This is a genomic window from Bacillus cereus group sp. BfR-BA-01379, assembly GCF_022663605.1.
Lineage (GTDB): Bacteria > Bacillota > Bacilli > Bacillales > Bacillaceae_G > Bacillus_A > Bacillus_A mobilis.
This window is the reverse complement of sequence record NZ_JAKUFT010000059.1, coordinates 1-23,886: the sequence shown is the minus strand read 5'-3', so window position 1 is coordinate 23,886 and position 23,886 is coordinate 1. Positions and strand designations below refer to the sequence as shown.

Below are 23,886 nucleotides of genomic sequence, written 5' to 3'. Positions count from 1 at the left end.
GAAGTGGATTTATGCTTAAATTTTATTGTGGATTCTTTGCGAAGAACGCTTGTACATATTCCATAAACTCTATTGGTTCCTGGCGAAACGGCGCGTGGTATCCTTTTTCAATGATATGGAACGTACTATTCGCAAATAGCTCATGATACAGTTCACCATTTTTCCAAGAAACACTCTTATCGTGACGTCCCCATATAATTAAAGTCGGCACCTTAATTTTGTCTGCTTCCATCGCGATGCGGCGCTCTCTCATTTTCGTAAGCTGATCATAATGCTCTTTATCATCCCGACTATTTTTCACTTCATTTTTATTATAATCCGTAATCTCTGTTACAGTTTGCAAGTCCGTTGATAATGGCGGCACTTCATAACTTTCTTTTTGCTGGAAAGACTCTATCCCTGTAGAATCCGCTAAAATGAGATGCGTTACTGCATCCGGATATAAATACGCTAAATTTAGAGACATCTCTCCGCCCATCGAATGACCAAGTACTGCAAATTGATCGTATCCAAGTTTTTTCATTAACTTATAATATAAATTCACTTGCGCAGGAAACGAATACTGAAAATCAACTGGCTTAGAAGAACGTCCAAACCCTAAAATATCAACCGCTATAATCGTGTGATCTCGTACAAGTTCCGGGTAAATATCACTAAATCCATCAGATGAACCACCAAACCCGTGAAGCATAAGTAAAGGCGGTTTCCCTACGCCAATTTGCTTAAAATAAATTGTCTGTCCATCAATCTGCGCCATACTCTCTTTCGTATGCAGCTTCATCATAACAGTATCTTTCACTTCTTCAACCTTCGCAATTGGCTTATCAACGAAGTTACATACGATTAACAAAACGAGCACAATACCGCTAACTAAATAAAACTTAAACCGTTTCAAAATTCCCGTCTCCTTTCTCTTGTTGCTATTTAAAGTTTTTACATTATTTGGTTGTTTTATGATTAATTTTAATTGTAACCATAATAGTTACAATTATACCAAAAAAATATTACTCACTGCCATTACTAACAGTTTCTTTGTAACCATTATAGTTACAAAGAAAAAGTAAGTCAATTATTTTATCCTATATAATAAAAAGAGCACTGAACAAATATCAGCACTCTTCCTCATCATTCTCGTTATTTACACACAGTTGTTCCGCTATTTCTTGTACCCGTTCCATCGTTATTCCTTCTCTAAATTCCACTGCTAGAGGATGGTCTGTCGGCTCTAGTTCAATATAAGGACGAATACCATCGGCTCTTGGGTGAACCATCGTTTTTAAACTTACTGTTTCCAACTCATATGGTAAATCCGTCGAAAGCCACCCAAACATCGGCTCTAACAGTTCTTGTTTATCCCAAAATTCATTCACCTTATCAAAATTCGCTTCACTTAATGAAACCCATACACCCCATATGAAATGTTCATCTGTACCAATGATAGGAATTTCAATACTCCCGCGCATAAAGAAGTGTTCTCCATCCATCACGCATAAATCATCGTTCATTTCAAATCTATCTTCTCGCTCTTCAGGTTCAGCATCATAATAATAAAAAGGAGCTGCTGATCCATAGCTCGTTGGAATTTCTTCATGATATGTATCGCAGCATCTACAAGTATACCCACTTATTTTCGTCATTCTATTCCTCCATCAGTTTTACATTCATTTTAGCAAAATACTTACTAAGCGAAAACAAAAAAAGCAAGCAGTTCCAGCGATCAGCTAAAACTACTTGCTCTCCTACCTATTATCTCTATTGTTACTCTTTAATAAATTCCTTCGTGCTTCTTACTGTATCAATTGGACGAACTAATTTTTCAATTTCTTCACGTTTTGGCTCTAGGAATGGAGGTAATGATAATTTTTCGCCAAGTGTTTCGTATGGCTCATCTCCCATAAATCCTGGGCCATCTGTTGCAAATTCAAATAAAATTTGCGGTGCTACTCTTGCGTATAATGACTCGAAGAAGTGACGATCTACATATCCAGATGACGGAAGGCCAACGCTACCGATTCTCTCAATCCATTCTTCTAATACAGCACGATTTTCTACGCGGAATGCAGCATGGTGCACTGTACCAAAACCTTGTCTTGCTTCTGAAAGAACCGTATTATGTTCTACAATGACAGAAGCACCGTTTCCGCCTTCGTTTACTTCAAATAAATAGAATTCTCCTTCTTGCGCAATCTCTTTAAATAATAGAACTTTTTCTAACACTTCTTTGAAGAAACTAAAGTTTGCGATGCGGATAAATACAGGTCCTAAGCCAGTAATTGCATATTCTAATGGAACTGGACCGTTTTGCCACGGTGTACCTGATTCTATCCCGTTATCTAATTCATCTGAGATTAATTGATAATGTTGATCGTCAAAATCAACGAAAGAAAGAGTTTTCTTACCAAATTGCTCTTTAATTCCTGTATGCTCCACTTCAAGACGGTCAAAACGGTTCACCCAATACGCTAATGCTGCATCAGTTGGAACGCGGAATGAAGTTTTTGAAATTTCATTTGTACCGTGTACTCCTTTAGGAATACCTGGGAAGTCAAAGAATGTCATATCTGTTCCTGCACTACCTTTATCATCTGCAAAGAATAAATGGTACGTTTGGATATCGTCTTGGTTTACTGTTTTTTTAACTAAACGCATTCCTAAAACGTGAGTGAAAAACTCATAGTTCTTTTCTGCACTACTTGTAATTGCTGTAACGTGGTGAATTCCTTTTAATTGGTTCATTTTATATTCCCCCAGTGGTTTTAAATTTTATTTTCTCTTCTATTATTTCTCTTCAATAGGTGCTAATTTCGCTTCAATTTCTGCTCGCTTTTCTTCTAAGAACGGCGGTAAATCAAGTTTTTCTCCTAAATGCTCTACATCTCCATCAACTGTAAATCCTGGTCCATCTGTCGCAATTTCAAATAGGATTCCGTTTGATTCGCGGAAGTATAAGCTTTTAAAGTAGAAACGGTCAATAATGCCTGAAGAATGGAAACCTTTTTGTATCACCTGTTCTTCCCAATAAGCTAGCTCTGCATCGTTTTTTACACGAATTGCTAAATGATGAATGCTACCACGGCCCGGCTTTTCAGTAGGACCATCCAAATATTTCACAACGATTTCTCCGAAGGCTTCTCCTTTAATAGACTGGAAAATCGCTTCTTCGTCACTTCGGCTAACTTCTGTATAACCAAATATATCTGTTAATGTACTCGCCAGTTTATCAAGTCTACGCACTGTCATTTCCACTGAACCCATTCCTTGAATTTGATGTTGTGCAGGAACTTCTGATTTCTCCCACGTTTCCCAGTGCTCCACTTTTTCTCCGTTTGAAACGAGTAGTACGAGGCGAAGACCTTCCGCATCCTCAAATTGCAAAGCAGGACGATTTGCATATGTTGTTATTTCAGTATGTTTTACACCAAACTTCTCAAATCGTTCTTTCCAGTAATGTAAACTTTCCTCTGACGGAACGAGTAATCCGATTCGCGTAATTGCATTCGTACCACGGTACGTTTTTCCTACTAAAGGCATTTCAAAAAATGATAGTTCTGTACCTGGACTTCCTGTTTTATCTCCGTAAAATAAGTGATACATGGACGGATCATCTTGGTTTACTGTCATTTTCACACGGCGTAAACCAAGTACATTTTTATAAAAATGGTTATTCTCACTCGCATTTTTTGTAACCATTGAAATGTGATGATGCCCTTTAATTTCATACATTGATAATTCCTCCGTTTCATTTTACTAGTCAAGTGATAATTAAAAAATAATATACTTCTTAGCTTTTCAATTTATTCTCATTATGTTTTTGTAAATTCATCTTAGTTTTTACTGAATAAGTTAATTCGTTTTTTTTAATCGAAAGCAAGTGGGTGTATGTTTTTCATATGACTCAATCGCTTTCGTTACTATCACTTTACAACTCAAGTGATTAAAAAGCAAGTGATTTATCTCAAATTCGAGATATTTTTTATAAAGTCTTATGTACTTCCTATAAAAACAGCTGTGCAGAAATAATATAGTTGTTTAAAAATCCTTATTCCACGAACGGAGCAGGTTCGTGGAATCTATGGTAATTAGGTTTGGCTGGGAATTTTGTCGATGATATTAAAAAAGACACCGAAGTGTCTTTTTTTTTTTCAAATTAAGCATACCGATAAATTAAAATTTAATGACTTAACATTATGCTTATCTTAGGAGCGAGGTATTTTATCGGTGAGTGTATACAAACCATGTAATGCTTGCTGTTAATAATGTTGACGAAATCAAAGCTGTAAGAATACTATATGTTTGCCAAATAAGTATTGTTGACCAATCGAAAGCACAGCACAGTATACACAGGGCAATCGTAGCGATCAGGAAAATAACTGTTACGGTTATTCTCTTTTTTGTCATTGGCTGCCGCTCATTCGTTTTCCTTCTGCGTAATCCTAAGAGAAATAGCAAAATGGCCAATAGACAAAGAATAATTGTGATAGACGACAAAATGATATCCAAAAGCTGTGTGCCGCTTATTTCATATGACTGAGTTAGATTGCCTTCTAATATATCTTTAACTTTTAGTACTATGTTTGTATTGGTATTTGCGCCGTTGCTCAGCAAGGAGACGGCTGTTCGTTCATTTGGCAGTATGACTACTTCGGTTCTGAAATTTGGATTGCCCCCAGTGTGTTCTATAATCATTTGTTCGGCGTTTACGGACCAGCCTGCCGCATAATACATACCGTTGACAGCCGACACAGACATATCACCCCTATGTGATTTTTCGATAACCATGTGAAATATTTCGGGTATGTCCTGCACGATCCCCATCTGTATGCCCATCCAACGCGCCATATCTTTTGTATTAGAAATGATGTAGCCTGCGGGTTTATTCCCAGCATAATCCGGAGCTTTAAATGGAGTTGTCATAAAAAAGGAAGAACGGTAGCCCTGTGCCAACTGTCCAGTGGCTTGAGCATCTTCTTTATAAACATATGTCTGGTGAAGACCTAACGGCTGAAATACCTGTTCCTTCATAAAGTCTTCATAGCTTTGTCGCGACACAACCTCAATAACCAAACCCAATACGTCATAATTAACGGTTCCATAGTTATACTGTTCACCGGGAGGGAACGCCAATTCAGCATCAACGAGCATTTCCACAGTCTTTTGCAACATATCCGGTGTATTGCCTTGTGGAATATTTTGAAGATGCCTAATATTTGTTAGACCACTGGTATGGTGAAGAAAGTTATTTAGTGTAAGACTTTGCATATCAACAGGTTTCCCTTGATACTTTAATGTAAACCAAGGTAAATATTTTTGGACAGGGTCAGTCATTGAAAGCAGCCCTTGCTCTTCCAATAGCATAATACCCATACCGGTAAAAGCTTTACTGACCGAGGCTAACTCATAGAGTGTATTTTCACTTGCAGACAATCCCTTTTCACGGTCTGCATAACCTGAAGAAAAGTAGAACACTTCATCATCAGCAAGTATTGAGATTGACATTCCCGGCACACCTGATATACGACAGGCATCATCTAGCAACGCTTGTATTGCCGCAGATTGCGAATCTGACAACGCATAACTTTGTGTTGCAAATCCTGAGAATAATATAAATATCGTTAATACAAAAACAATAATCTTTTTCATAAACTCTCCTTTTTGGAAAATTATAAGAGAATAATATAAATAACCTCCTTTTACAACTACGAAACTAAATTTTAATTTATCTTTCTATTCACCTGTATAATATCAAATAATTGCGAATAGTTACATTTGAACGAACAGATGGATGTAATTTGAAACAACTTTAAAGAGCCTTGCTACGTAGAATGTAGTAAGGCTCTTAGCTTTTAATAATCAAAATTCAATAACTTTATTATCATTATACAACAGCCCCACTAAGCGTATTAACACTTAATGAGGCCACTTTATTCACACTATTAATTATGGAACGTCGGTTTATAGAACGAACGATTATCAAGAGCAAAGACACGCTCAGTATATTCGCCTGGTTTTGTGCGTCCTAATGCGCGGTCCATCATATTCATTTTTGCATCTAAGTTATCGATGTAGTGCAGAATTTCTGCTTCTTTCACTAATGGTGGTTTTGGGCTACCCCATTCTGCTTTTCCGTGGTGAGAAAGGACGATGTGTTGAAGAATTAATACTTCTTCTGCATCGATGTTCAGCTCATCTGCGGCTTTACCAATTTCGTTCACCATAATAGAAATGTGGCCTAATAAATTTCCTTCTAACGTGTATGTTGTAGAAATTGGGCCAGATAATTCGATTACTTTACCAAGGTCGTGTAAAATAACACCCGCATATAGTAAGTCTTTATCTAAAGATGGGTATAGATTTGAGATAGCTTTCGCTAAATCAAGCATCGATACGACGTGATAAGCTAATCCAGATACGAATTCGTGATGATTCTTTGTCGCTGCTGGATATTCTAAAAATTCATTTTGATGCTTATTTAATAAATGTCTTGTTAGACGTTGAATATTTGGATTTCTCATTTCAAATATGTATTGCGTAATCTTCTCAACCATATCTTCTTTTTTCACTGGTGCTTTTTCTACGAAGTCTGAGATGTCCGTTACTTCATTTTCATTCGCAACTCGGATTTGTTTCACACGTAATTGAATACGGCCTTTGTAGTTTAGAATGTCACCAGCTACTTTAACGATTGTTTCCGCTACATATTGTTTCTCAACTTCTGGTGATACGTCCCATAGCTTCGCTTCAATATCTCCACTTGGATCTTGTAAGATTACTGTTAAAAACGGCTTTCCATTGCTTGCTAGACCTTTTGTCGCTGTTTTAATTAACAAGAAAACATCGACTTGTTCACCAACTTCATATTCTGCAATTTTCTTTTTCATTCGAATTCCTCCACCATATCAGTTACTTTTAGTATAGCACACTACAACTCATTTTCTTTACGCTTACGCACTAATTTTATAATCTGTTTTTCTGTAAAATACGTTAGTAAATGCGCATGACAGGTAAAGAAGATCACTTGCCTATCTTTCGCAATTTCCTTTATGAGTTCAATCGTACGATTCGTCCTTACCGCATCAAAATGCACGAAACTATCATCAATAATGAAAGGATAATCATGCTCAAATGTTTTCGCTAACGCAAATCTCAGCGATAGATATAACTGCTCTGCTGTCGCTTGGCTTAGTTCATGACTGTAAAAACGCATACCATCGTTACGTTCAACGATGAACGGCTCTGCCTCTGACGGTGAAAAGATTTTACTATATCGTCCGCCTGTTAAATACACAAAGTACTCTTCTGATTTTTGTAAAATACGAGGAAGATGTACTTCGTGATAATATTGCTTCGTTTTCGTTAACACTGTCTTTGCGGCCGCATACGCAGCCCATTTCTTCACTTGTTCACGCACTTGCGCTTTTTTCATTTCCCATTCGTGTAGTAAATCACCGTACGTATTTCCTTCTTCTAAATTCGCAATTTCCATACGATGCTTCGCAATGCGCTCTGTCAGTTCTTTTTCCTTCGTAAGACAGTTTTGCGCGGTTGTCATTTCTTGCTTTAATTTCTCATCATAACCGTCAGCCTCATAATGTTCAGCTAATGATAAACTCGTTAAACGCTGTTCTAGCAAATCAATTTGCGGTAATAAACGCCCCACTTGCTTCTCAGCATCTTCACATTTCTCCGCCAGTTTACCTGCTTCTAAAAACATCTCTTCATCAGTAGAATGTGCGATATGCCATAAACTATCTCGTTCTACTAACAGTTGTTTCAATTGCTCTTGCATAAACTCATACTCTTCTTGCCATTCCGTGAGCTTCTCTTTTAGCTGCTTACAAGTTTGGCGTTTTTCTTTCTCATTTTGCATACGGATTTTCGCCTCGTGCAGCTTACTATACTCTGCACTACCGATAACAGTTTCTAGTTTATGTTCAAAATGCGAAATCATTTCATACAATGAAGATTTGCGCTCACTTTTCTTCTCTAAATCACGATATAATTGCTGCATCTTTTCCATACGCTCAAATGCTGGTAATATGTGCGCATACGTATAAAACTCAGGGAACGTATAGCGCATTTTATACACATTTACTTGTTCGCTAATGCGGAACGTTTCTCGCTCCCATTCCTCATACGATGAAACGACTTTATCATACGCTCGCTCCATTTGCTGCAACTTATACGACTCGCGCTCAAATAGCTTACGAATCTCTTCATCTTTTTCTAACGCATAGCGCACAGACATCGCTTCTTCACTTTGTCTTCCGCCAGCACTTTGCTGAAGAGTAAGGAGCTCCTCTTGTAATCCACTTGACGGATCTTTATATAAAACAAGGGCAAGAACAATCCCTACAAAAATAATGACACTAATAAATAAGAGCGGGCGATTGTCTATAAATAAGCTTGTGAATAAAACGACTGTGTTAATAAGAAGTAACAGAAGACAAACTCTTTGCCACTGCTTTTTCTTTTGCACTGCTGCTCCTGCTTTTTCTTCATACTTGCGCTTCATTCTCTCTGCGCCCATACCGATAAACGCCGCATCTTGGAACGACTTCTCTTTCTCAACTAATGCACTTCGCTCTTCATCCGCTAACATTTGTTGCTTAATTTGTCTTATGTTTTCTTCTTGTTCCTCTAATTGATCCTGCGCTACTTTAAAACGATCATCGAGCTGTGCTTTTTGCGTTTCTAATTCGCGCGCCTTTTGCACTGCTTGCGTAATTAACTCTTTCGTTGCCAAACTCATATCAAACGAAAGAACTGTTTCTTTTTCAAAAGTAGCACCAATTTGTTGCTCTAGTTCTGCCAGTTCTTCTTTTATATTCGTAATCGTTCCTGTCATATCGCGCATTTCTTGACGTGCATTTTCATAAGACATGTGCTGCATACGAAGTTCTTCTACATAACTTTCTTTTTGCAAAAACGCTTCATCTATTTGAATCGATTCCATTTCCAATTGCACATTCTCAATTTTTTTATGAAGCGAATCCACTTGTAATTGAAGCGGCTCCATCTTCGCCTTAATCGCTTCATAACGCGCCATTCCGTTTACAGGAAATTGCCCACTCTCGTTTTCTAATACTTTCTCGTGCGCACGCTTTTCAATAACGAGTGGTTCAAGTGCTGCTAATATTTCATAATCTTGCTTTCGTTTTTCTGCACTCTCTTTTTCCACGCGAACAGTAGCTAGCTTCTCTTCACTCTCTTTTAACTGCTCGACCTGTTTTTCATACGTGCCAATTTTCCCTTGCCACTCTTTCATCTTCTCTTCAAGCTTCTTCATCTCTTGCAGTGACACGTTAATTTCTGGTTTACGCCCACTCGGCTTAAAGCGCTGATCCATTTCTTTTTCTAGCTTTTTATCTAGCTGTAATAATGCATCACTTCCGACTGCGCTTGCTGAAAATAAATAATTTCCGATATCCGCTTCGCCGAGCTGATGAATGTTTTGAAGGCCGTGCATATCAAATGAAAAGACCGATTCAAATAAACTTTCATTCATCCCGCTTAATATGTCGTGTAAAATTTCTTCGCCGCCCGTTTTCCCGTCTTCAAAATAAACGGTCACCTCGCCAACTGCCGTCTTTGGCAATCGTTCAATTTTCAAACGGCCATACTTCTCTGTTTGCACAGTCATCGCACCGCCATACTTGCCGCCTTCTTTCGGCTCATAACGGCGCTGTCCTCTCGTCGGAAAACCGAATAAAATACTTTTCATAAATGAGCGAATTGTCGATTTCCCCGCTTCATTTTCACCATATAAAACAGTCAGCAATGAAAGATCCATTTCCACATTTTCTAATTTTCCGTACCCATAAATATGGAGTTTTTCAATTCTCATTTTTTATCCCTCTCTTGCTGGAATAATTGCTCTAAAATAATATTTTCTGCTTCCTTTTGAATCTCTTTCTTCTCTTCTTCTGTAAAAGATTCAATACTATTACGTGCTACAGGAGATGTCCAAATACTGCGCAATACTCCGTCCATATTGGTGAAAGCTTCTAACTCTTTCAGCACACTACCGACGAAATGATTTTCCTCTTTCAAACGCTCGATTTCCGCAAACGAAACCGTCTCATTTTTCCACTTCATCGCATATACGAAGTCTTTTCGCTCTTCTCCAGCTGCTAAAATATGAAAAATCTCTTCTACACGTTTTTCATCACGTAAATAAGGAGAAAGTGGTCCCTGCCCTGTAAATACGACAGTTAAAAGCGTCCCTTCTTCTTCTCTTCGGCATTCATTCATCGCACTTGATATCACAGTCATAAGTTCATCGACAGTTTCAAGTCCATCGATATTCACTTCTATCTCATCCCACACAACATCCGCCGTATGGAAAAATGAACATTGCGTTCCTTGTTTCGTAAGTTCAATAAGATACGCACCCTTTTCGCCCGTTTCCTTACGATGACGCCCCTGTATATTACCTGGATAAATAATGCACGGCTCTTCTGATAAAATTTCACGTTTATGTATATGACCCAGAGCCCAATAATCAAACTGCTTTTCTTTTAGCTCACGAATTTGAAACGGTGCATAGCGATTATGCTCTGCATCCCCTTCCACACTCCCGTGAAGCATACCAATATGAAAAGGCGCATCACTCATTTTCGTATACTGTGCTGTCATATTATCCGTTACCACTTGCTGTAAATAACTAAACCCATAAATAGAGGCGAATAGCTCACCATTTTTATAAAATGATTTCTCTTCTACATAAGGCTCCGTAAACACATGAACATTTTCCGGAAACTCAATTGCTGCCCAGCTTCCTCCTAAATGATCGTGGTTACCGTGAATAATAAAAACAGGGATATCGTACTGCGACAGTCTCTTCATTTGCTCGCGCACAAACACTTGCGCTCTCAAACTTCTCGTCTCCGCATCATACAAATCCCCGGCTAGTAATACGAAATCAACGCGCTCTTGAATCGCTTTATCAACAATACACTCAAATGATTCAAACGTACTCTGCTTCATTCTCTCCCAAACGGACTGCGCAACATTCATCTCCATTCCTTTAAACGGACTATCCAAATGCAAATCAGCCGCATGTATAAACTTCACTTGTTTCACAAATAACGATCCTTTCTTTTTCCGTACTTTACTACGAATAGTAAATCTAGTGCCCATAAAACTTCCCCTTTATTTTAACACGCAATGTCATATATTTCTTTGCATATTCTAGCGATTTATGCCAAAATAGTTATAAGATTCTGATTTTTATTATTGGAGGGAATTTTCATGGGAGTATACGTTCTAACAGTCTTTGAAAAAGATGGTTCAAAAGCATTAGACGAATCATTCGAGGCGGCAACTGAAAAAGAAGCGAAAGCAAAAGGTGAATCTATTTTACAAGAAAAAGGATTGTACGAAAAAACACATCGCTGCACATCTTCTGCAGGTAAGCTCGTTTTATTCCAGCGCTAAAAAAAGAAGCGTCATCCGCTTCTTTTTACTCTACTATATCTTCGTCACACCACGTAAACACCACATCTAGAATGCGATTACCGATACGTACGCGCTTATTCCATTTTCCTGTTTGGATCTGATGTTGCAATTCTGCTTTCATCTTTTCCGTCCAGTCGTGAATTGTTTCACTACCGTTGTACGGATATACGCTTGGAAACTCTTCCTGCAGTAGATGCAAGCTCTCTGCATCAAAATGAAAATGGAAGAAGTAGTTTGCTGTAAGCGATGGTTCTTGCAATCGTAAAAAATGATCATCAACTTGCTTTCTATTTCTATAGAAAGTAAAGATATTCACTTTACCGCTCGTAATTTGGTCAATTTGAATTTCGTGCTTCTCTATAATCACGTCTTGCCCACCTCGTTATATACTATCCTTAGTATATATGTCTTTTGCAACAAAGTTAACCATTTTCGCGCGAAATTCATTTCCTTCATTATATTACCTGTACCTCCAAGTACAATCAGAACAAATAAAAACAAAGTTGAAGGGGAGCGATTACATGTATTTCGGAAGCAAAGGTTGGTATGTAAAAGAACTTAAAAAATTAGGTATTCGTACTTATGAAGGTAAAAAACTAGAATCATATCGTACGCATGTGTTATCTAGTTTACTTGAGAGAATGAAGAGAGCTTCGGCTTAATTGATGTAGGAAGCAACTACGGTTGCTTCCTTTTTATTTAGCTGAAAAAAGAAATAATCCTATCTTATTTACCATTATACTCTCTTGATAAAAACCACCCATTATCAACTGAATCTCTAGTACCAAATACTCTTCCAGATAATCATTTGTATATATTTTAAATTCTCCATACTTATTAACTCGTCCGCTTCCAACATACATATCACCACTTGTTATGATAATTGTTGAATGAGGTTCTGCACGGCCCCATATACGATTATTACTATATTCCAAAGCATCCACATTTATTTTTTGATGAATATTATTAACTGAATCTCTACATTTATTTTCACACAAATTAACATTGCTTTCTTCTGCCCTCGAAAGTGCTCGATTTCTGCTAGTCTTTTCTGAAGAGAAAGCAACATTCCCCAGCCAACTAAACCTATCAAATATAGTAATAGGTAGAAACATCTACGTTAACTCCCCCATTCTTCCAATACTTCCTTCTCATTTTTTTATCAACTACAGTCTTTTAATGAGCTTACAGCAATACGTTTTATGTTGGGATAAAAGAAAACAGCTTTGATTTCCTATTCAATTTCGCACTGTTAATTTGTACAGAACACATAGAATACTGGTTTTCACCCCAGATGTAATGACAACACTACACAAAAGAAACCACGGTCCATTAAATGTAAATCCATCTTCAAATATATTAATAATAATTATGTTGCCAATTATTAAGAGAATCCATGAAATGGAAAACTGTTTTCCATTTGTAATATATAAAATTTCATCCTCATAACAGACTGTAATTCCCCCACCTTGCCAAACACCAATAGCGAAAGAAACAAGCGTAACTGCCAGTAACTCTGCTTGTAAATCCCTAGTCATTGGATGCGGCGCCATATAAGTAATAATCCCTATCATCATGAGAAAAGCTATAATATCTATCCAGTTTAATTTTCTTTGTTTGCTTTGCAGCCAAATAAAGAAAATTAATACAGGAATTAAAAGCAAAGTTTCCATTTACTTATTCTTCTTCCTTTCCTACATTAGAAACGTCTATAATTGTAATGCAATTAGATTGTTCTTAAATCTCTCATACTTTCTGAAGCATAACATGAGAAAGAAATAAAAAAATCGTACAAAAGGGCAAGCCTTTCATGTACGATTGGGCATATATAATGTTTTAAAAATGAATCAACTTCCTTTCAATAGATACAGCTACTGCTTCTGACCGTGAATTAACACCTAATTTATTGTATATATTTGTTAAATATGCTTTTACCGTTCGCTCAGCTATTCCCATATCAAATGCAATTTCTTTATTCTTATATCCCCGCGCAATAGCTTTCAGCACAAACAATTCTTTAACCGTTAAGTTATTTTCTACAACCTTATCAGCATGTACTTCTTTCCTTTTATACTTCACTATCTTTTCCATAATATTTGGTTGTAGTAAAATCTCACCTCGAATAGCCGCTTCCAATGTTCGAAACAAATTCTCTCGATCCGTATCTTTTAGCAAATATCCTTTTGCCCCTAACTCAATTCCCTTTAACATTAATTCATCTTCATTATAAGTAGTTAATATAATAATCGGCGTATGGTTTTGTTTTTCATTCAAAGCCTCAATTGTTTCTAAACCACTCATTTTAGGCATATTCAAATCCATTAAAATGACATCAGGTTTCTTCTTTTCTATGAAAGAAATGGCTTCTTCTCCGTTTGCAGCCTCACCTATAATTTGAAATAAATCACTCGTTTCTATTATTAATTTCAGACCTTCTCTTACAACGAAATGATCATCTACAATTAATACATTATGCTTCATGGCTATCTCCTTCTTTATTTATAGGCACTTGAATATACACTTTCGTACCTTTCATCTTTTCACTCAATATATGTATTTCTCCCTTAATCAATCGAACACGCTCATTTAGACCAATTAAACCATAATGTCCAGGATTCTTACCGATATATCTAGTGTCAAAACCAATTCCATTATCTTCAACTTCAATAGTAAGTTTTTCAAGATCATCGATATATTCAACATTTAAATTTACATCTGCTGCCTGTGAATGTTTTGCGATATTTGTTAAACATTCACTAATTACATATAAGCAGTGCTCTTTTACTACGCTTGAAATATACGGTGGACTTTGGATAGTACATCTCACATGTATAGACGTAGCTTCAGAAAAACGTTGAACCTCTTCTTTTACTGCTCCATTAAATGAATTAGTAGTATGACGCAAATCATCAATAACCAACCTTGCATCATGTAAAGTTTGTCTCGCTCTTATCATAGTTTGTTTCATAATCTCTTGAGATCGTCCTGTATTCCCTTTTTGCATATGGGCATCTATCGCTTCCAATTGCATAATTAAGCTTGCTAAACCTTGCGCTAACGTATCGTGTAAATCTCTTGCCATACGCTGCCTTTCATTAGCTAATGTCAATTCTTCCACTCTCATATATGCAGACTCTAACTCTTGAATATAGCTCTGTATACGATTACGTGCATCAAATTGCTGCTTATTAATATAAGAAAAAGGAATAATAATTGCTAACACTAAAAGAAACATAGAAATAAGAATAGCTAATTTATTCACACCATAATTGATACTAATTGCAGCACAAAATATTGCATACATAAGAGTAAAAACTGCCATTACTTTAAATATATTGTTATAAACATATAAACTTTGAGCGATTAAAATAGGAGTTAATCCAACAAAAATCGCTATCGAAGCATTTGTTGCAATAAACGCAGCCAAAAACACAATGAAAAGTTGTACAAAAAAGAAGTACAACAATTGCCTATTTTTTAATGAACTCGCATACCAATGAAAAATAGTATGAATAACAATGACTATTGTAAAGAAAAAACTATCCATAGAGAAAATATTATTACGAAATTCTAAAAGTATTGAAGCTATATATACGAGTGTAATCCATAAAATAATAAACCTTCTTGGAATAAATACCACTTCCAATACATTTGTATCCAAATCTATATTTAAACTAATTTTTTTCATATCTGACCTCCACCATTACATTATACAAGATGCAACTTACATTTTGATAAAGTGAAGGCTTTTACATATAGCCCGACTCCCACAAATAGCGGGATAAGTCACTTATTCCTCTTCATCCTCATTACCAAATACAAATATGAATTATTGTATATCGAAATGCATTGATGTTTATGTAAGATTATTATTCAGCAATCCATACAATGCTACATAATTAATGTATATTTTAAAAGTTTGCACAATCAAAATCTCCTCAAAGTATAAACGTCGACTTTCTGGTCCCTTTTACTTAGTGCTAATGAAATAATCATTTAAATTGAAAATGCTATAATAAACCCAATCAAACTAAGGGGGAACATTTATCGTGCGCGGAAAACACATTCAATTTCACAAGTTCGGCAACCCAAAAGATGTATTACAAGTGGAATATAAAAATATAGAGCCATTAAAAGATAATGAAGTTTTCGTTCGTATGTTAGTTAGACCGATTAATCCATCTGACTTAATTCCCGTTACGGGAGCGTACGCTCATAGAATTCCGTTACCTAACATACCTGGCTATGAAGGTGTTGGTATTGTAGAAGATGTAGGTGCTGGCGTTACGAGAGAGCTTATCGGTAAACGTGTTTTACCGTTACGCGGGGAAGGTACTTGGCAAGAGTATGTGAAGACATCAGCTGATTTTGTAGTCCCAATTCCAGATTCCATTGATGATTTCACAGCGGCGCAAATGTATATTAATCCTCTTACGGCGTGGGTTACTTGTACAGAAACGTTAAACTTACAGAGTAATGACGTTTTATTAGTGAATGCTTGTGGGTCCGCTATTGGACATCTATTTGCACAGTTATCACAAATTTTAAACTTCCGATTAATTGCTGTTACACGAAATAATAAGCATACAGAAGAATTACTGCGCCTTGGTGCTGCACATGTAATTGATACTTCCACTGCCACTCTTTATGAAACAGTTATGGAATTAACAAACGGGATTGGTGCAGATGCTGCGATTGACTCTATCGGAGGACCGGATGGAAATGCATTAGCTTTCTCCTTACGTCCAAACGGTCACTTTTTAACAATCGGTCTTCTATCAGGAATACAAGTGAACTGGGCAGAGATTGTCACGAAAGCAAAAGTGCACGCGAATATATTTCATTTACGACATTGGAATAATGAAGTGTCACCATATACATGGCAAGAAACGTTTCGTCACTTAATTCGCTTAGTTGAAAATAAGCAATTACGTTTTATGACGGTACATTCTACGTATGACTTAGCGGATGTGAAAGCAGCAGTTGATTTCGTGCAGTCTGCTGAGAAAACGAAAGGGAAAGTGTTTTTGACGAGTTATTAAATGCAATTGAAGGATCTATTTTGATTGATTTTTTCAAAATAGATTTTTTTATTTCTTATAAACCCTATTTTAGTATCCTGGCTTCAACTACCTAAAAAATAACATTGTCAATCGAACTTAAATTGGTTATCATAAAAGCGAATATAACAGGAGATGAGCAGATGAATATGAACGAAAAGAAATCTTTTTCAAAAGTTTCTCGGCGGAAATTAGTCGATGAAGTGCTAGAACGTCTACAAGAGAAAATCTTTTCTGGCGAGTATGAAGTTGGCGATCGCCTCCCTACAGAGCCGCAATTAATGGAAGAGTTAGGGGTCGGACGTTCAACGCTGAGAGAAAGCATAAAAATATTAGTACATGCTGGCATATTAGAAGTTCGACAAGGACAAGGTACTCGTATTGTCTCACTCAATACAACGCAAGATTCATTTGAAAAACGACTGCAAGCAGCTAATATACATCATGTGTATGAAGCACGAAATATGTTAGATAAAGAAGTAGCGATGTTAGCGGCACAGCGCCGAAGTGACGAGGATCTTTTATACTTAAAAGGACATTTGAGTAAAAGAAAAAATGCCCTTCAAGAAGGAAATTATGTAGCATACATAGATGCAGACATTCAGTTTCATCTAGCCATTGCAAAGGCGAGTAAAAACGAAGTTCTACTTGATTTGTATCAATCTTTCGTACCTGCCCTTCGTCACATTTTAAGCCAATTCATATTAAATACCGCGAACTATGAAGATAACTCTGACATTCATGAAAAGTTATTTCAAGCGATTTTAAAACAAAATACTGAAGAGGCACGAACATACGCTATTCAAAATTTGGAGCTGAAATAAGCTCCTTATCTATTACACACAAACATCAGATGATATACTCAATAACATCTGATGTTTAAGAGAGGAGAAAATAAAATTGAAACATCAAGAACGAACTTATTTGTATATACTAGCACTATTTTTTGTTTCCATTAATTTACGTATCGGAATTACATCTGTTTCACCTTTATTAGAAACAATCCGACAAGACTTACACATAAGCAATTTCTCCGTTAGTTTTTTAACAGCTATTCCTGTTTTTTGTATGGGGACATTTGCCTTACTGACTGGGAAGGTAATTAAGAAATACGGGGCAGAAAAATCAATTATGGCTTGTCTTATTTTAATTGGCTTGGCAACATGTATGAGGGTTTTTACCTTTTCCATTTCAACATTATTCATGAGCGCTTTATTTATCGGTATTGGAATTGCACTTGCAGGTCCGTTACTATCAGGTTTTATTAAAGAAAAATTCCCTACGAAAATCGGCTTAATGATTGGCATATATTCAGTTGGTATGGGAACTGGGGCTTCTTTAAGTGCAGGGTTAACGATTCCTTTACAACATGTATTAAAAGGATCTTGGAATATGGCACTCGCTTTTTGGGGTGTACTTACGATTATCGCCATTATATTTTGGTATCCTGTTATGAAACGAAAAAAGAATACGAGTACACAAAATAAAAAGAATAATAGCTTACCTTTAAAAAATAAAAAAGCATGGTTATTTACAATCTTTTTCGGATTACAATCAGGAATATTTTACTCTATTACGACTTGGCTTGCGCCGGCAAATCAAAGTATGGGTGTAAGTAGCGATCAAGCGGGTACTCTTATAACTGTTTTTACAGTCATTCAAATGATATGTAGTTTTTTAATTCCAACATTAGCGGATATTTATAAAAACAGGACACTTTGGTTATTAGGGAGCATATGCTTTGTACTCGGAGGTTTATCGCTTATGATTTACCCATTAACTACACCATGGCTCCCTTCTATCCTACTAGGTATCGGGCTCGGCGGCGTATTTCCACTCGCTCTCATGCTGCCGCTATATGAAACAAAAACTTCAGAAGATGCGAGTGCATGGACTGCTATGATGCAGTCAGGAGGATATATTATGGGCGGATTCATTCCTGTCCTAGCAGGAATCGCTCGTGACTATTTTAATAGTTATACGCAAGTTTTTATTATAATGGCATTTTTAAGCTTCCTTTTATTCCTATTAACTTTAGTTATGAACAAAAGAAAAAGAAATGCAGAAGATCTTGTCTCCGCTTAAATTAAAAATGTTAATATATGGTATAATTTAGTTAAAAACGAAAAGAGCTTCTAACATGTGGTTCATTTCGGCAATCACGCCTGTTTTAATAGTTGGTGGAATTGTAGTATTTGTAATAAAAAGATTAGAGCATAAATATAAGAACGGCAAATTGGGTAAGAAAAAATCAAATGAGGCTCAAATTTTATTAGACAGTTTAATACCTATAGGAATGCTTGTTGGCTGTATAATCGGTTTGATTTTCGGTATGTTTTTCCCGGACTTCTCCCTGCTTTCAGTGAGTTTAGGATCTGGAATAGGCTATCTATTTGGTTATTTCGCCTATGAAATTTATAGTAAGACAGGAGATAACTTTTCATAATCCAAAAAGAATAATCAGGACATTACATCGTAGTCATATACAATATGTAATGTCCTTTATTTTTGCACCAATGCTATCACCCTACCTTCCACATCCTATACACCTTTTTGATTGATTTTCCTCTCCTCCCTCTTTTGTATATTCGCTTTTTTGTTTTCATTGGATCTATACCCATAGTAAAGTAGAGCGCATGTAATGACAGAACCTACAATGTATCCTAAAAAGCACCCTAACCAAAACATAATGTAATCGCCTCCAATCCTTTATAAATTTTATGTAATATAACTCTTTACATGCTCAATCGTTTATTTCTATCAACTATACACTCTCTAAAGCTATTCATACCATTTATTTCTCTTCTTACCTCAAATAACAATTTTATTATTTGTCATAAAATTAACAACTTCGTTAAACATATATAAAGATTGTTGTATTTTTTACTTTTCTCTTTGAAAACAATATATACTACATTTGAGATAAGCAAGTGTGTCTGCTTATTATCTAAATTCCCGTGCAATACCCCCTCACGAAATGCTAGGAGAGCACTCCTAGCATTTTTTACAATAACCCTTTTCCTATTTTCAACATATGCACAGTATAGTTTTTTTCAGCTTATCATTTTAGCGAGTTAGTACATTCACTCTCATCTTATTTTTCATTTATAAAAATCCATCAGCTCTTCTTCATGTTAACTTTATTCATGAAACAAAAAACATCCCCTCAAAGCATAAACTTCAAGGGGTGAGCCTGTTTTTTATTTACTTATATACGTACAGCTGTACCACTTACAGCAACCATTAACATTCCATCACGAACAACCTCGTAATCTACGTCAATACCAACGATAGCGTTCGCACCTTTTTGTTTTGCAAGTTCTTTCATTTCATCCATTGCGATATCACGAGCTTCTTTTAGCTTGCTTTCATAAGAACCAGCACGACCACCGACAACATCACGAACAGAAGCGAATAAATCGCGGACAATATTTGCACCCATAATAGCTTCACCATTTACAATATCGATATACTCAATAATTTCTTTACCTTGAATTCCAGACGTTGTTGTTACAATCATGACTGACACTCTCCTAATAAGTTGTAGTTTGAATAAGCTTTCTTATGTCTTTATTATGACATGGAACAAGCAACGAATCTATTGAATTACCTTACATGAGTGTGACAATTTTGTAAGAATAAAACGCCCATTATGTTCAATAAAGCGCTTTTACATTTGGATACATAAATGATTCTCTATTTTCTTTCCAATCCTTTTCTACTTCTTTAAAAGTTGGTCGCCCTACTTCTTCCTTGTTTTTCTGTTTACGAAACCATTTCTTCACATACTGATCTCCATTTTTATTTTGAACTGTACAAAGGAAACTATTACTACTATCCTTTACTATTTTTACAATCACGAAAAGGCACCTCTTTCCTTTTAAATACCAGAATAGAACTTGATCTTTTACTATAAGCCCTTCCTCTCTTATAGTCATACGACTCCTCGGCCGCGCCAAATTGGTAAGATCAAAAACGATATTCACTATGTTTAGTGATGTACATATTATTTAAAGAAATCAGAGTTATACGCATTATGCTTATCAAATATTTTATAGATTTCTAACTTATCATCTAATTTTGCATCTACTAAAATTAATATATTTCCATCGTAAATGTATTCTTCATATTTCTTAGCATGTTCCTCAGGGATTCCTAAGCCGATAAATGCTCCTATTAAACTTCCAGCTCCTCCGCCAATACCGGCTCCTCCAATAGCTGCTGCGATAGGTCCTGCCGCTACGATTGGACCCATTCCAGAAATAGCAAGTATACCAAGACCTGTTAATAAACCCCCGAGTCCGCCTGCTACTCCTCCTGCCACAAGCCCTGTTGCTGAAAAGATATCCGCTTTATGTGCGGTTTCATGATTCACTTTTTCACCCGATTTTTCTTCCAGATGTTCAATTTCCTTTTGATCCTTTGCAATAGCTGAAATATTATCAGCTGGATATCCTTTACCTTTTAATTCATTAATAACACATGCCGCATCATCGATTGTTCTAAAAACACCTACTATTTTTCTATCTACATTCATAACTATTAACCTCCTAAAGTTTTATATAATGTATCTTTATCTTTCTTCATTTCTGTATACACTAATCTTCTTATTAACATAACCATTTATGAAAAAAGCGAATAGTAAAAGCATTACAAGCGAACTACTTAACAAGTAAATTAAATCAAATGTAATATCAATCATCAGTTCATTCATGTATACCAGACTCCTTTTTATTTAAAGTAAAAGTATATTTTTATAGACTAGAAATCTTACAATTCATCTTCAGTCAATCTCTTTGTAGTTTATGTATACCCTCCGTAACCCTTTCTAAACATAAAAAACTATAATTATATTTTTTCTTATTTATATGTTTAACATTTTTTAAAACGGGTATGTTTATATTGTTATGCTTACTATATGGAAAGGAATATTTCAATGAATGCAATCCAATCTACTACTATTCTTTATAATGAAACACCTACAATAACGCAGATTCATCATTTTTATGCTTTGATGACAACATTTCAAACAACTTTATTTATAGGTAAACACGGAACACTTACTTCTATTAAAAACTTAAGCACATTAGTATCTTTTTTCCTTACTGTCAAAAAGAAAGAACTTGTATTATTTATCTTTGAAGGAATAGATGCAAAAAAAGCTTTAAGAACACTCTTTCCTTCTTAAAAGTTTTATGATTCCCCTATTCCCTCGATTGTTACTTTTCATATATGTTTTTATATTTCAAAATGAGCTCCTCAATTCAAAACGAGACCCCCTAATACAATAGGGGGATTTCTAGTTTGGCCTTACGAAAACTGATATAATATATATTACGTTTTTCATTCTTTACGATTGAAAACTCTTAATAACCTTGAAGGTAGGAATTTTTAATGAACTCGAAAGCAAAATTTAGTATTCGCTACAAAATTATGGCTGGTTATTTAGTTATCATTTTGTTCTTACTTATTTCTTTCATTATGCTAAACAATGAGATTTCTAATTTACAAAAATCTCGTAATTTTATTATTGATCACGATTTTAAAGTTCTTAATTTAACGAATCAAGTAGAGAAAGAATTGCTAACAATTGAAAATAAAGCGAAAGGATTTATCACTTCTAATGATGCAAATTACGTTCAATCCCTTAACGCTGCGGAAAAGGATTACGAAAAACATTATCAAGATCTTTTTGCTCTATTAGCGGATAACCCCTCTCAGCAAGAAAAGTTAAAACAGATTAATGAAAACATTACTAGTTGGATTAATAAAGAGATTCACCCACTTATTACAAATAGCAATAGTAATAACGTACAAGCAATCGACACAACTCAAATTCAGTCACTACAATCGCAGGTAACGAACTTCCGTAGTGTTGAGGAGCAACTAACGAAGAAAAGAGCTGCACAATTAGATACTGAAAATAATAAATTAGAGCTTTGGTTATACAGTTTATTGTTCTTACTTTCTTTTATTTCTATTATCATTTCACTCTATATTTCGAATTCCATTACAAAAACGATTAAAAATGTAATTCAAGCTATTAAATCCATTTCTTCTAAAGAAAAAATTACGGAAAGAATTCATGTAAATACGCGGGATGAAATAAAAGATTTGGCTCATACAACGAACCATCTACTAGACGAAATATCTAAAAGAGAATGGTTACAAACTGAGCTTGCAGAGTTAATTTTAAAGTATCAAGGTGTATCTTCTATCGAAATGTTAGGTAATAAAATTCTGAGCGGCATTATACAAAAAACGCAAACTTCTTGTGGTGCATTTTATGTACGTGAAGAAATTGAAGACACTGTTTACTATGTGAAGAAAGCTTCTTTCGCCGATCAAGGTTCTGATATTGGGAAACAATCCATTAAAATGGGTGAAGGTTTCATTGGGCAATGTGCTTTAGAAAAGCAAAGCTTTGTTCTTCGAGAAATACCAGAAGAATTTCGTTATGTCACTAGCGGCTTATTAGAAATACGCCCTCAAAACCTACTAGTTATCCCTATCTTATTTGAAGATGAAGTGATTGCAGTAATGGAGTTAGTAAGTGTAACTGAGATTTCAGACTTGCATCAAGATTTAATTCAACAAACTGTTGATAATCTAGGTTTAACAATCCATAGTATTATGGGACGTATGCGAATTCAAACTCTTTTACATGAATCACAAGCGATGACGGAAGAGTTGCAAGTTCAATCAGAAGAATTGCAAACGCAAGCTGAGGAACTACAAATGCAAGCCGAAGAATTAAGAACAACAAATGAACAATTAGAGTCTAGAACGGAAGAGGCGGAGCAAAAGACAGCTGACTTACAAATTACTAAATCAGAATTAGAAGAAAAAGCAAGTGAGTTATTACGTAGCTCAAAATACAAATCAGAATTCCTAGCAAATATGTCACATGAATTACGCACACCGTTAAATAGTATTTTACTATTATCTGAAATGTTAAAAGAAAATCATGATAATCATTTATCCGATGATGAAATTGAATTAGCAACTGTCATTCATTCATCAGGGAAAGATTTACTTACTTTAATTAATGACATACTAGATTTATCGAAAGTAGAAGCCGGGAAACTAGATGTGATTTTTGAAGCAACTAATATAAGTGACATGGCAGCAAGTATGCAGCAAAACTTTTTACATATCGCTGCACAAAAAAATGTCGAATTTACCGTTAAAGACAGTGATATGATTCCTGATCTGTTTTATACAGATGCAAAACGGATTGAACAAATTATTAAAAACTTATTATCCAATGCATTTAAATTCACAGAAAAAGGATCCGTCTCTTTACATTTTGATTCGATAGAAGCAACTCATTTGAGTCATGAAATGCAGTCTATAAGCAATGATTGGA

Annotated in this window: 25 protein-coding genes; 8 read left to right on the top strand and 17 right to left on the bottom strand. The window is 35.6% G+C overall.

What is annotated here, in order from left to right:
- Nucleotides 1-22: 22 nt before the first annotated feature.
- The 8 genes from MR113_RS19845 to MR113_RS19810 form a co-directional block, all read right to left on the bottom strand.
- Nucleotides 23-895 carry an alpha/beta fold hydrolase gene (locus tag MR113_RS19845; protein WP_242256374.1) on the bottom strand — a complete coding sequence of 291 codons (873 nt, stop codon included), beginning with the start codon at nucleotides 893-895 and terminating at the stop codon, nucleotides 23-25.
- 214 nt (nucleotides 896-1,109) lie between these two features.
- Nucleotides 1,110-1,637 (bottom strand): DUF2199 domain-containing protein, encoded by a 528-nt coding sequence (locus MR113_RS19840; protein WP_132133881.1) that lies wholly within the window; start codon nucleotides 1,635-1,637, stop codon nucleotides 1,110-1,112.
- 121 nt (nucleotides 1,638-1,758) lie between these two features.
- Nucleotides 1,759-2,736 (bottom strand): ring-cleaving dioxygenase, encoded by a 978-nt coding sequence (locus MR113_RS19835; RefSeq protein ID WP_242256372.1) that lies wholly within the window; start codon nucleotides 2,734-2,736, stop codon nucleotides 1,759-1,761.
- A 42-nt stretch (nucleotides 2,737-2,778) separates the two neighbouring features.
- A complete protein-coding gene (locus MR113_RS19830; RefSeq protein ID WP_242256370.1) occupies nucleotides 2,779-3,723 on the bottom strand; it encodes a ring-cleaving dioxygenase in 945 nt (314 codons plus the stop codon).
- A gap of 489 nt (nucleotides 3,724-4,212) precedes the next feature.
- On the bottom strand, nucleotides 4,213-5,640 hold the full coding sequence (locus MR113_RS19825) for a serine hydrolase domain-containing protein (protein WP_242256368.1): 1,428 nt from the start codon (nucleotides 5,638-5,640) through the stop codon (nucleotides 4,213-4,215).
- Between the two features lie 293 nt (nucleotides 5,641-5,933).
- Nucleotides 5,934-6,878 carry a 3'-5' exoribonuclease YhaM gene (gene yhaM / locus MR113_RS19820; protein ID WP_000726650.1) on the bottom strand — a complete coding sequence of 315 codons (945 nt, stop codon included), beginning with the start codon at nucleotides 6,876-6,878 and terminating at the stop codon, nucleotides 5,934-5,936.
- A gap of 41 nt (nucleotides 6,879-6,919) precedes the next feature.
- A complete protein-coding gene (locus MR113_RS19815) occupies nucleotides 6,920-9,844 on the bottom strand; it encodes an ATP-binding protein (RefSeq protein WP_242256367.1) in 2,925 nt (974 codons plus the stop codon).
- Nucleotides 9,841-11,082 carry a metallophosphoesterase family protein gene (locus MR113_RS19810; protein ID WP_242256387.1) on the bottom strand — a complete coding sequence of 414 codons (1,242 nt, stop codon included), beginning with the start codon at nucleotides 11,080-11,082 and terminating at the stop codon, nucleotides 9,841-9,843. The genes MR113_RS19815 and MR113_RS19810 overlap by 4 nt, the downstream gene beginning before the upstream one ends.
- A 168-nt stretch (nucleotides 11,083-11,250) precedes the next feature.
- Between MR113_RS19810 and MR113_RS19805 the strand changes: the two genes are divergently transcribed.
- A complete protein-coding gene (locus MR113_RS19805) occupies nucleotides 11,251-11,436 on the top strand; it encodes a YhzD family protein (RefSeq protein WP_000539551.1) in 186 nt (61 codons plus the stop codon).
- 25 nt (nucleotides 11,437-11,461) lie between these two features.
- On the opposite strand, the gene MR113_RS19800 is transcribed toward MR113_RS19805, so the two are convergent.
- Nucleotides 11,462-11,824, bottom strand: a complete 363-nt coding sequence (locus MR113_RS19800) for a hypothetical protein (RefSeq protein WP_000582797.1) — start codon at nucleotides 11,822-11,824, stop codon at nucleotides 11,462-11,464.
- 154 nt (nucleotides 11,825-11,978) lie between these two features.
- On the opposite strand from MR113_RS19800, the gene MR113_RS19795 reads away from it, so the two are divergent.
- On the top strand, nucleotides 11,979-12,119 hold the full coding sequence (locus MR113_RS19795; protein ID WP_000273537.1) for a YflJ family protein: 141 nt from the start codon (nucleotides 11,979-11,981) through the stop codon (nucleotides 12,117-12,119).
- A 33-nt stretch (nucleotides 12,120-12,152) separates the two neighbouring features.
- On the opposite strand, the gene MR113_RS19790 is transcribed toward MR113_RS19795, so the two are convergent.
- From MR113_RS19790 to MR113_RS19775, 4 genes are all read right to left on the bottom strand, one after another.
- Nucleotides 12,153-12,572, bottom strand: a complete 420-nt coding sequence (locus MR113_RS19790; protein ID WP_242256365.1) for a hypothetical protein — start codon at nucleotides 12,570-12,572, stop codon at nucleotides 12,153-12,155.
- 123 nt (nucleotides 12,573-12,695) lie between these two features.
- Nucleotides 12,696-13,130: a hypothetical protein gene (locus MR113_RS19785; protein WP_098871519.1), complete on the bottom strand. Its 435-nt coding sequence runs from the start codon at nucleotides 13,128-13,130 to the stop codon at nucleotides 12,696-12,698.
- Between the two features lie 163 nt (nucleotides 13,131-13,293).
- Entirely contained in the window at nucleotides 13,294-13,938 is a 645-nt protein-coding gene (locus MR113_RS19780; protein WP_242256363.1) for a response regulator, read from the bottom strand.
- Nucleotides 13,928-15,145: a sensor histidine kinase gene (locus MR113_RS19775; protein WP_151631422.1), complete on the bottom strand. Its 1,218-nt coding sequence runs from the start codon at nucleotides 15,143-15,145 to the stop codon at nucleotides 13,928-13,930. Before MR113_RS19775 ends, MR113_RS19780 begins: the two co-directional genes overlap by 11 nt.
- A 361-nt stretch (nucleotides 15,146-15,506) precedes the next feature.
- Between MR113_RS19775 and MR113_RS19770 the strand changes: the two genes are divergently transcribed.
- The 4 genes from MR113_RS19770 (at nucleotide 15,507) to MR113_RS19755 (ending at nucleotide 18,963) form a co-directional block, all read left to right on the top strand.
- Nucleotides 15,507-16,499, top strand: coding sequence for a zinc-dependent alcohol dehydrogenase family protein (locus tag MR113_RS19770; protein WP_242256361.1), 993 nt, complete (start codon nucleotides 15,507-15,509; stop codon nucleotides 16,497-16,499).
- Between the two features lie 161 nt (nucleotides 16,500-16,660).
- Nucleotides 16,661-17,341 (top strand): FadR/GntR family transcriptional regulator, encoded by a 681-nt coding sequence (locus MR113_RS19765; RefSeq protein WP_088028904.1) that lies wholly within the window; start codon nucleotides 16,661-16,663, stop codon nucleotides 17,339-17,341.
- A 70-nt stretch (nucleotides 17,342-17,411) separates the two neighbouring features.
- The gene (locus tag MR113_RS19760; RefSeq protein ID WP_242256385.1) at nucleotides 17,412-18,602 is read left to right on the top strand and encodes an MFS transporter; all 1,191 of its coding nucleotides are present in this window, start codon (nucleotides 17,412-17,414) and stop codon (nucleotides 18,600-18,602) included.
- Nucleotides 18,603-18,657: 55 nt separating this feature from the next.
- A complete protein-coding gene (locus MR113_RS19755) occupies nucleotides 18,658-18,963 on the top strand; it encodes a hypothetical protein (RefSeq protein ID WP_242256359.1) in 306 nt (101 codons plus the stop codon).
- A gap of 762 nt (nucleotides 18,964-19,725) precedes the next feature.
- Here the strand turns inward: MR113_RS19755 and MR113_RS19750 are convergent.
- From MR113_RS19750 to MR113_RS19735, 4 genes are all read right to left on the bottom strand, one after another.
- Nucleotides 19,726-20,037: a YbjQ family protein gene (locus MR113_RS19750; RefSeq protein WP_000637510.1), complete on the bottom strand. Its 312-nt coding sequence runs from the start codon at nucleotides 20,035-20,037 to the stop codon at nucleotides 19,726-19,728.
- Nucleotides 20,038-20,173: 136 nt separating this feature from the next.
- Entirely contained in the window at nucleotides 20,174-20,377 is a 204-nt protein-coding gene (locus MR113_RS19745; RefSeq protein WP_061674059.1) for a DUF4028 family protein, read from the bottom strand.
- 146 nt (nucleotides 20,378-20,523) lie between these two features.
- The gene (locus tag MR113_RS19740) at nucleotides 20,524-21,054 is read right to left on the bottom strand and encodes a general stress protein (protein WP_242256357.1); all 531 of its coding nucleotides are present in this window, start codon (nucleotides 21,052-21,054) and stop codon (nucleotides 20,524-20,526) included.
- 36 nt (nucleotides 21,055-21,090) lie between these two features.
- The gene (locus MR113_RS19735; RefSeq protein WP_001004256.1) at nucleotides 21,091-21,231 is read right to left on the bottom strand and encodes a hypothetical protein; all 141 of its coding nucleotides are present in this window, start codon (nucleotides 21,229-21,231) and stop codon (nucleotides 21,091-21,093) included.
- A 222-nt stretch (nucleotides 21,232-21,453) separates the two neighbouring features.
- Between MR113_RS19735 and MR113_RS19730 the strand changes: the two genes are divergently transcribed.
- Together MR113_RS19730 and MR113_RS19725 are read left to right on the top strand one after the other, a co-directional pair.
- Complete coding sequence (locus MR113_RS19730) at nucleotides 21,454-21,705, top strand: hypothetical protein (RefSeq protein ID WP_000991709.1); 252 nt, start codon at nucleotides 21,454-21,456, stop codon at nucleotides 21,703-21,705.
- 206 nt (nucleotides 21,706-21,911) lie between these two features.
- The coding region (locus tag MR113_RS19725) for a CHASE3 domain-containing protein (RefSeq protein ID WP_242256355.1) at nucleotides 21,912-23,886 on the top strand (1,975 nt) is incomplete at its 3' end.

Bases quoted from the DNA above. Each gene is read 5' to 3' on its own strand.
- MR113_RS19765 (WP_088028904.1), top strand. From the start codon at position 16,661: ATGAATATGAACGAAAAGAAATCTTTTTCAAAAGTTTCTCGGCGGAAA.
- MR113_RS19775 (WP_151631422.1), bottom strand. From the start codon at position 15,145: ATGAAAAAAATTAGTTTAAATATAGATTTGGATACAAATGTATTGGAA.
- MR113_RS19815 (WP_242256367.1), bottom strand. From the start codon at position 9,844: ATGAGAATTGAAAAACTCCATATTTATGGGTACGGAAAATTAGAAAAT.
- yhaM (WP_000726650.1), bottom strand. From the start codon at position 6,878: ATGAAAAAGAAAATTGCAGAATATGAAGTTGGTGAACAAGTCGATGTT.
- MR113_RS19780 (WP_242256363.1), bottom strand. From the start codon at position 13,938: ATGAAGCATAATGTATTAATTGTAGATGATCATTTCGTTGTAAGAGAA.
- MR113_RS19750 (WP_000637510.1), bottom strand. From the start codon at position 20,037: ATGATTGTAACAACAACGTCTGGAATTCAAGGTAAAGAAATTATTGAG.
- MR113_RS19825 (WP_242256368.1), bottom strand. From the start codon at position 5,640: ATGAAAAAGATTATTGTTTTTGTATTAACGATATTTATATTATTCTCA.
- MR113_RS19785 (WP_098871519.1), bottom strand. From the start codon at position 13,130: ATGGAAACTTTGCTTTTAATTCCTGTATTAATTTTCTTTATTTGGCTG.
- MR113_RS19805 (WP_000539551.1), top strand. From the start codon at position 11,251: ATGGGAGTATACGTTCTAACAGTCTTTGAAAAAGATGGTTCAAAAGCA.
- MR113_RS19790 (WP_242256365.1), bottom strand. From the start codon at position 12,572: ATGTTTCTACCTATTACTATATTTGATAGGTTTAGTTGGCTGGGGAAT.
- MR113_RS19735 (WP_001004256.1), bottom strand. From the start codon at position 21,231: ATGAATGAACTGATGATTGATATTACATTTGATTTAATTTACTTGTTA.
- MR113_RS19730 (WP_000991709.1), top strand. From the start codon at position 21,454: ATGAATGCAATCCAATCTACTACTATTCTTTATAATGAAACACCTACA.
- MR113_RS19840 (WP_132133881.1), bottom strand. From the start codon at position 1,637: ATGACGAAAATAAGTGGGTATACTTGTAGATGCTGCGATACATATCAT.
- MR113_RS19830 (WP_242256370.1), bottom strand. From the start codon at position 3,723: ATGTATGAAATTAAAGGGCATCATCACATTTCAATGGTTACAAAAAAT.
- MR113_RS19755 (WP_242256359.1), top strand. From the start codon at position 18,658: ATGTGGTTCATTTCGGCAATCACGCCTGTTTTAATAGTTGGTGGAATT.
- MR113_RS19835 (WP_242256372.1), bottom strand. From the start codon at position 2,736: ATGAACCAATTAAAAGGAATTCACCACGTTACAGCAATTACAAGTAGT.
- MR113_RS19795 (WP_000273537.1), top strand. From the start codon at position 11,979: ATGTATTTCGGAAGCAAAGGTTGGTATGTAAAAGAACTTAAAAAATTA.
- MR113_RS19740 (WP_242256357.1), bottom strand. From the start codon at position 21,054: ATGAATGTAGATAGAAAAATAGTAGGTGTTTTTAGAACAATCGATGAT.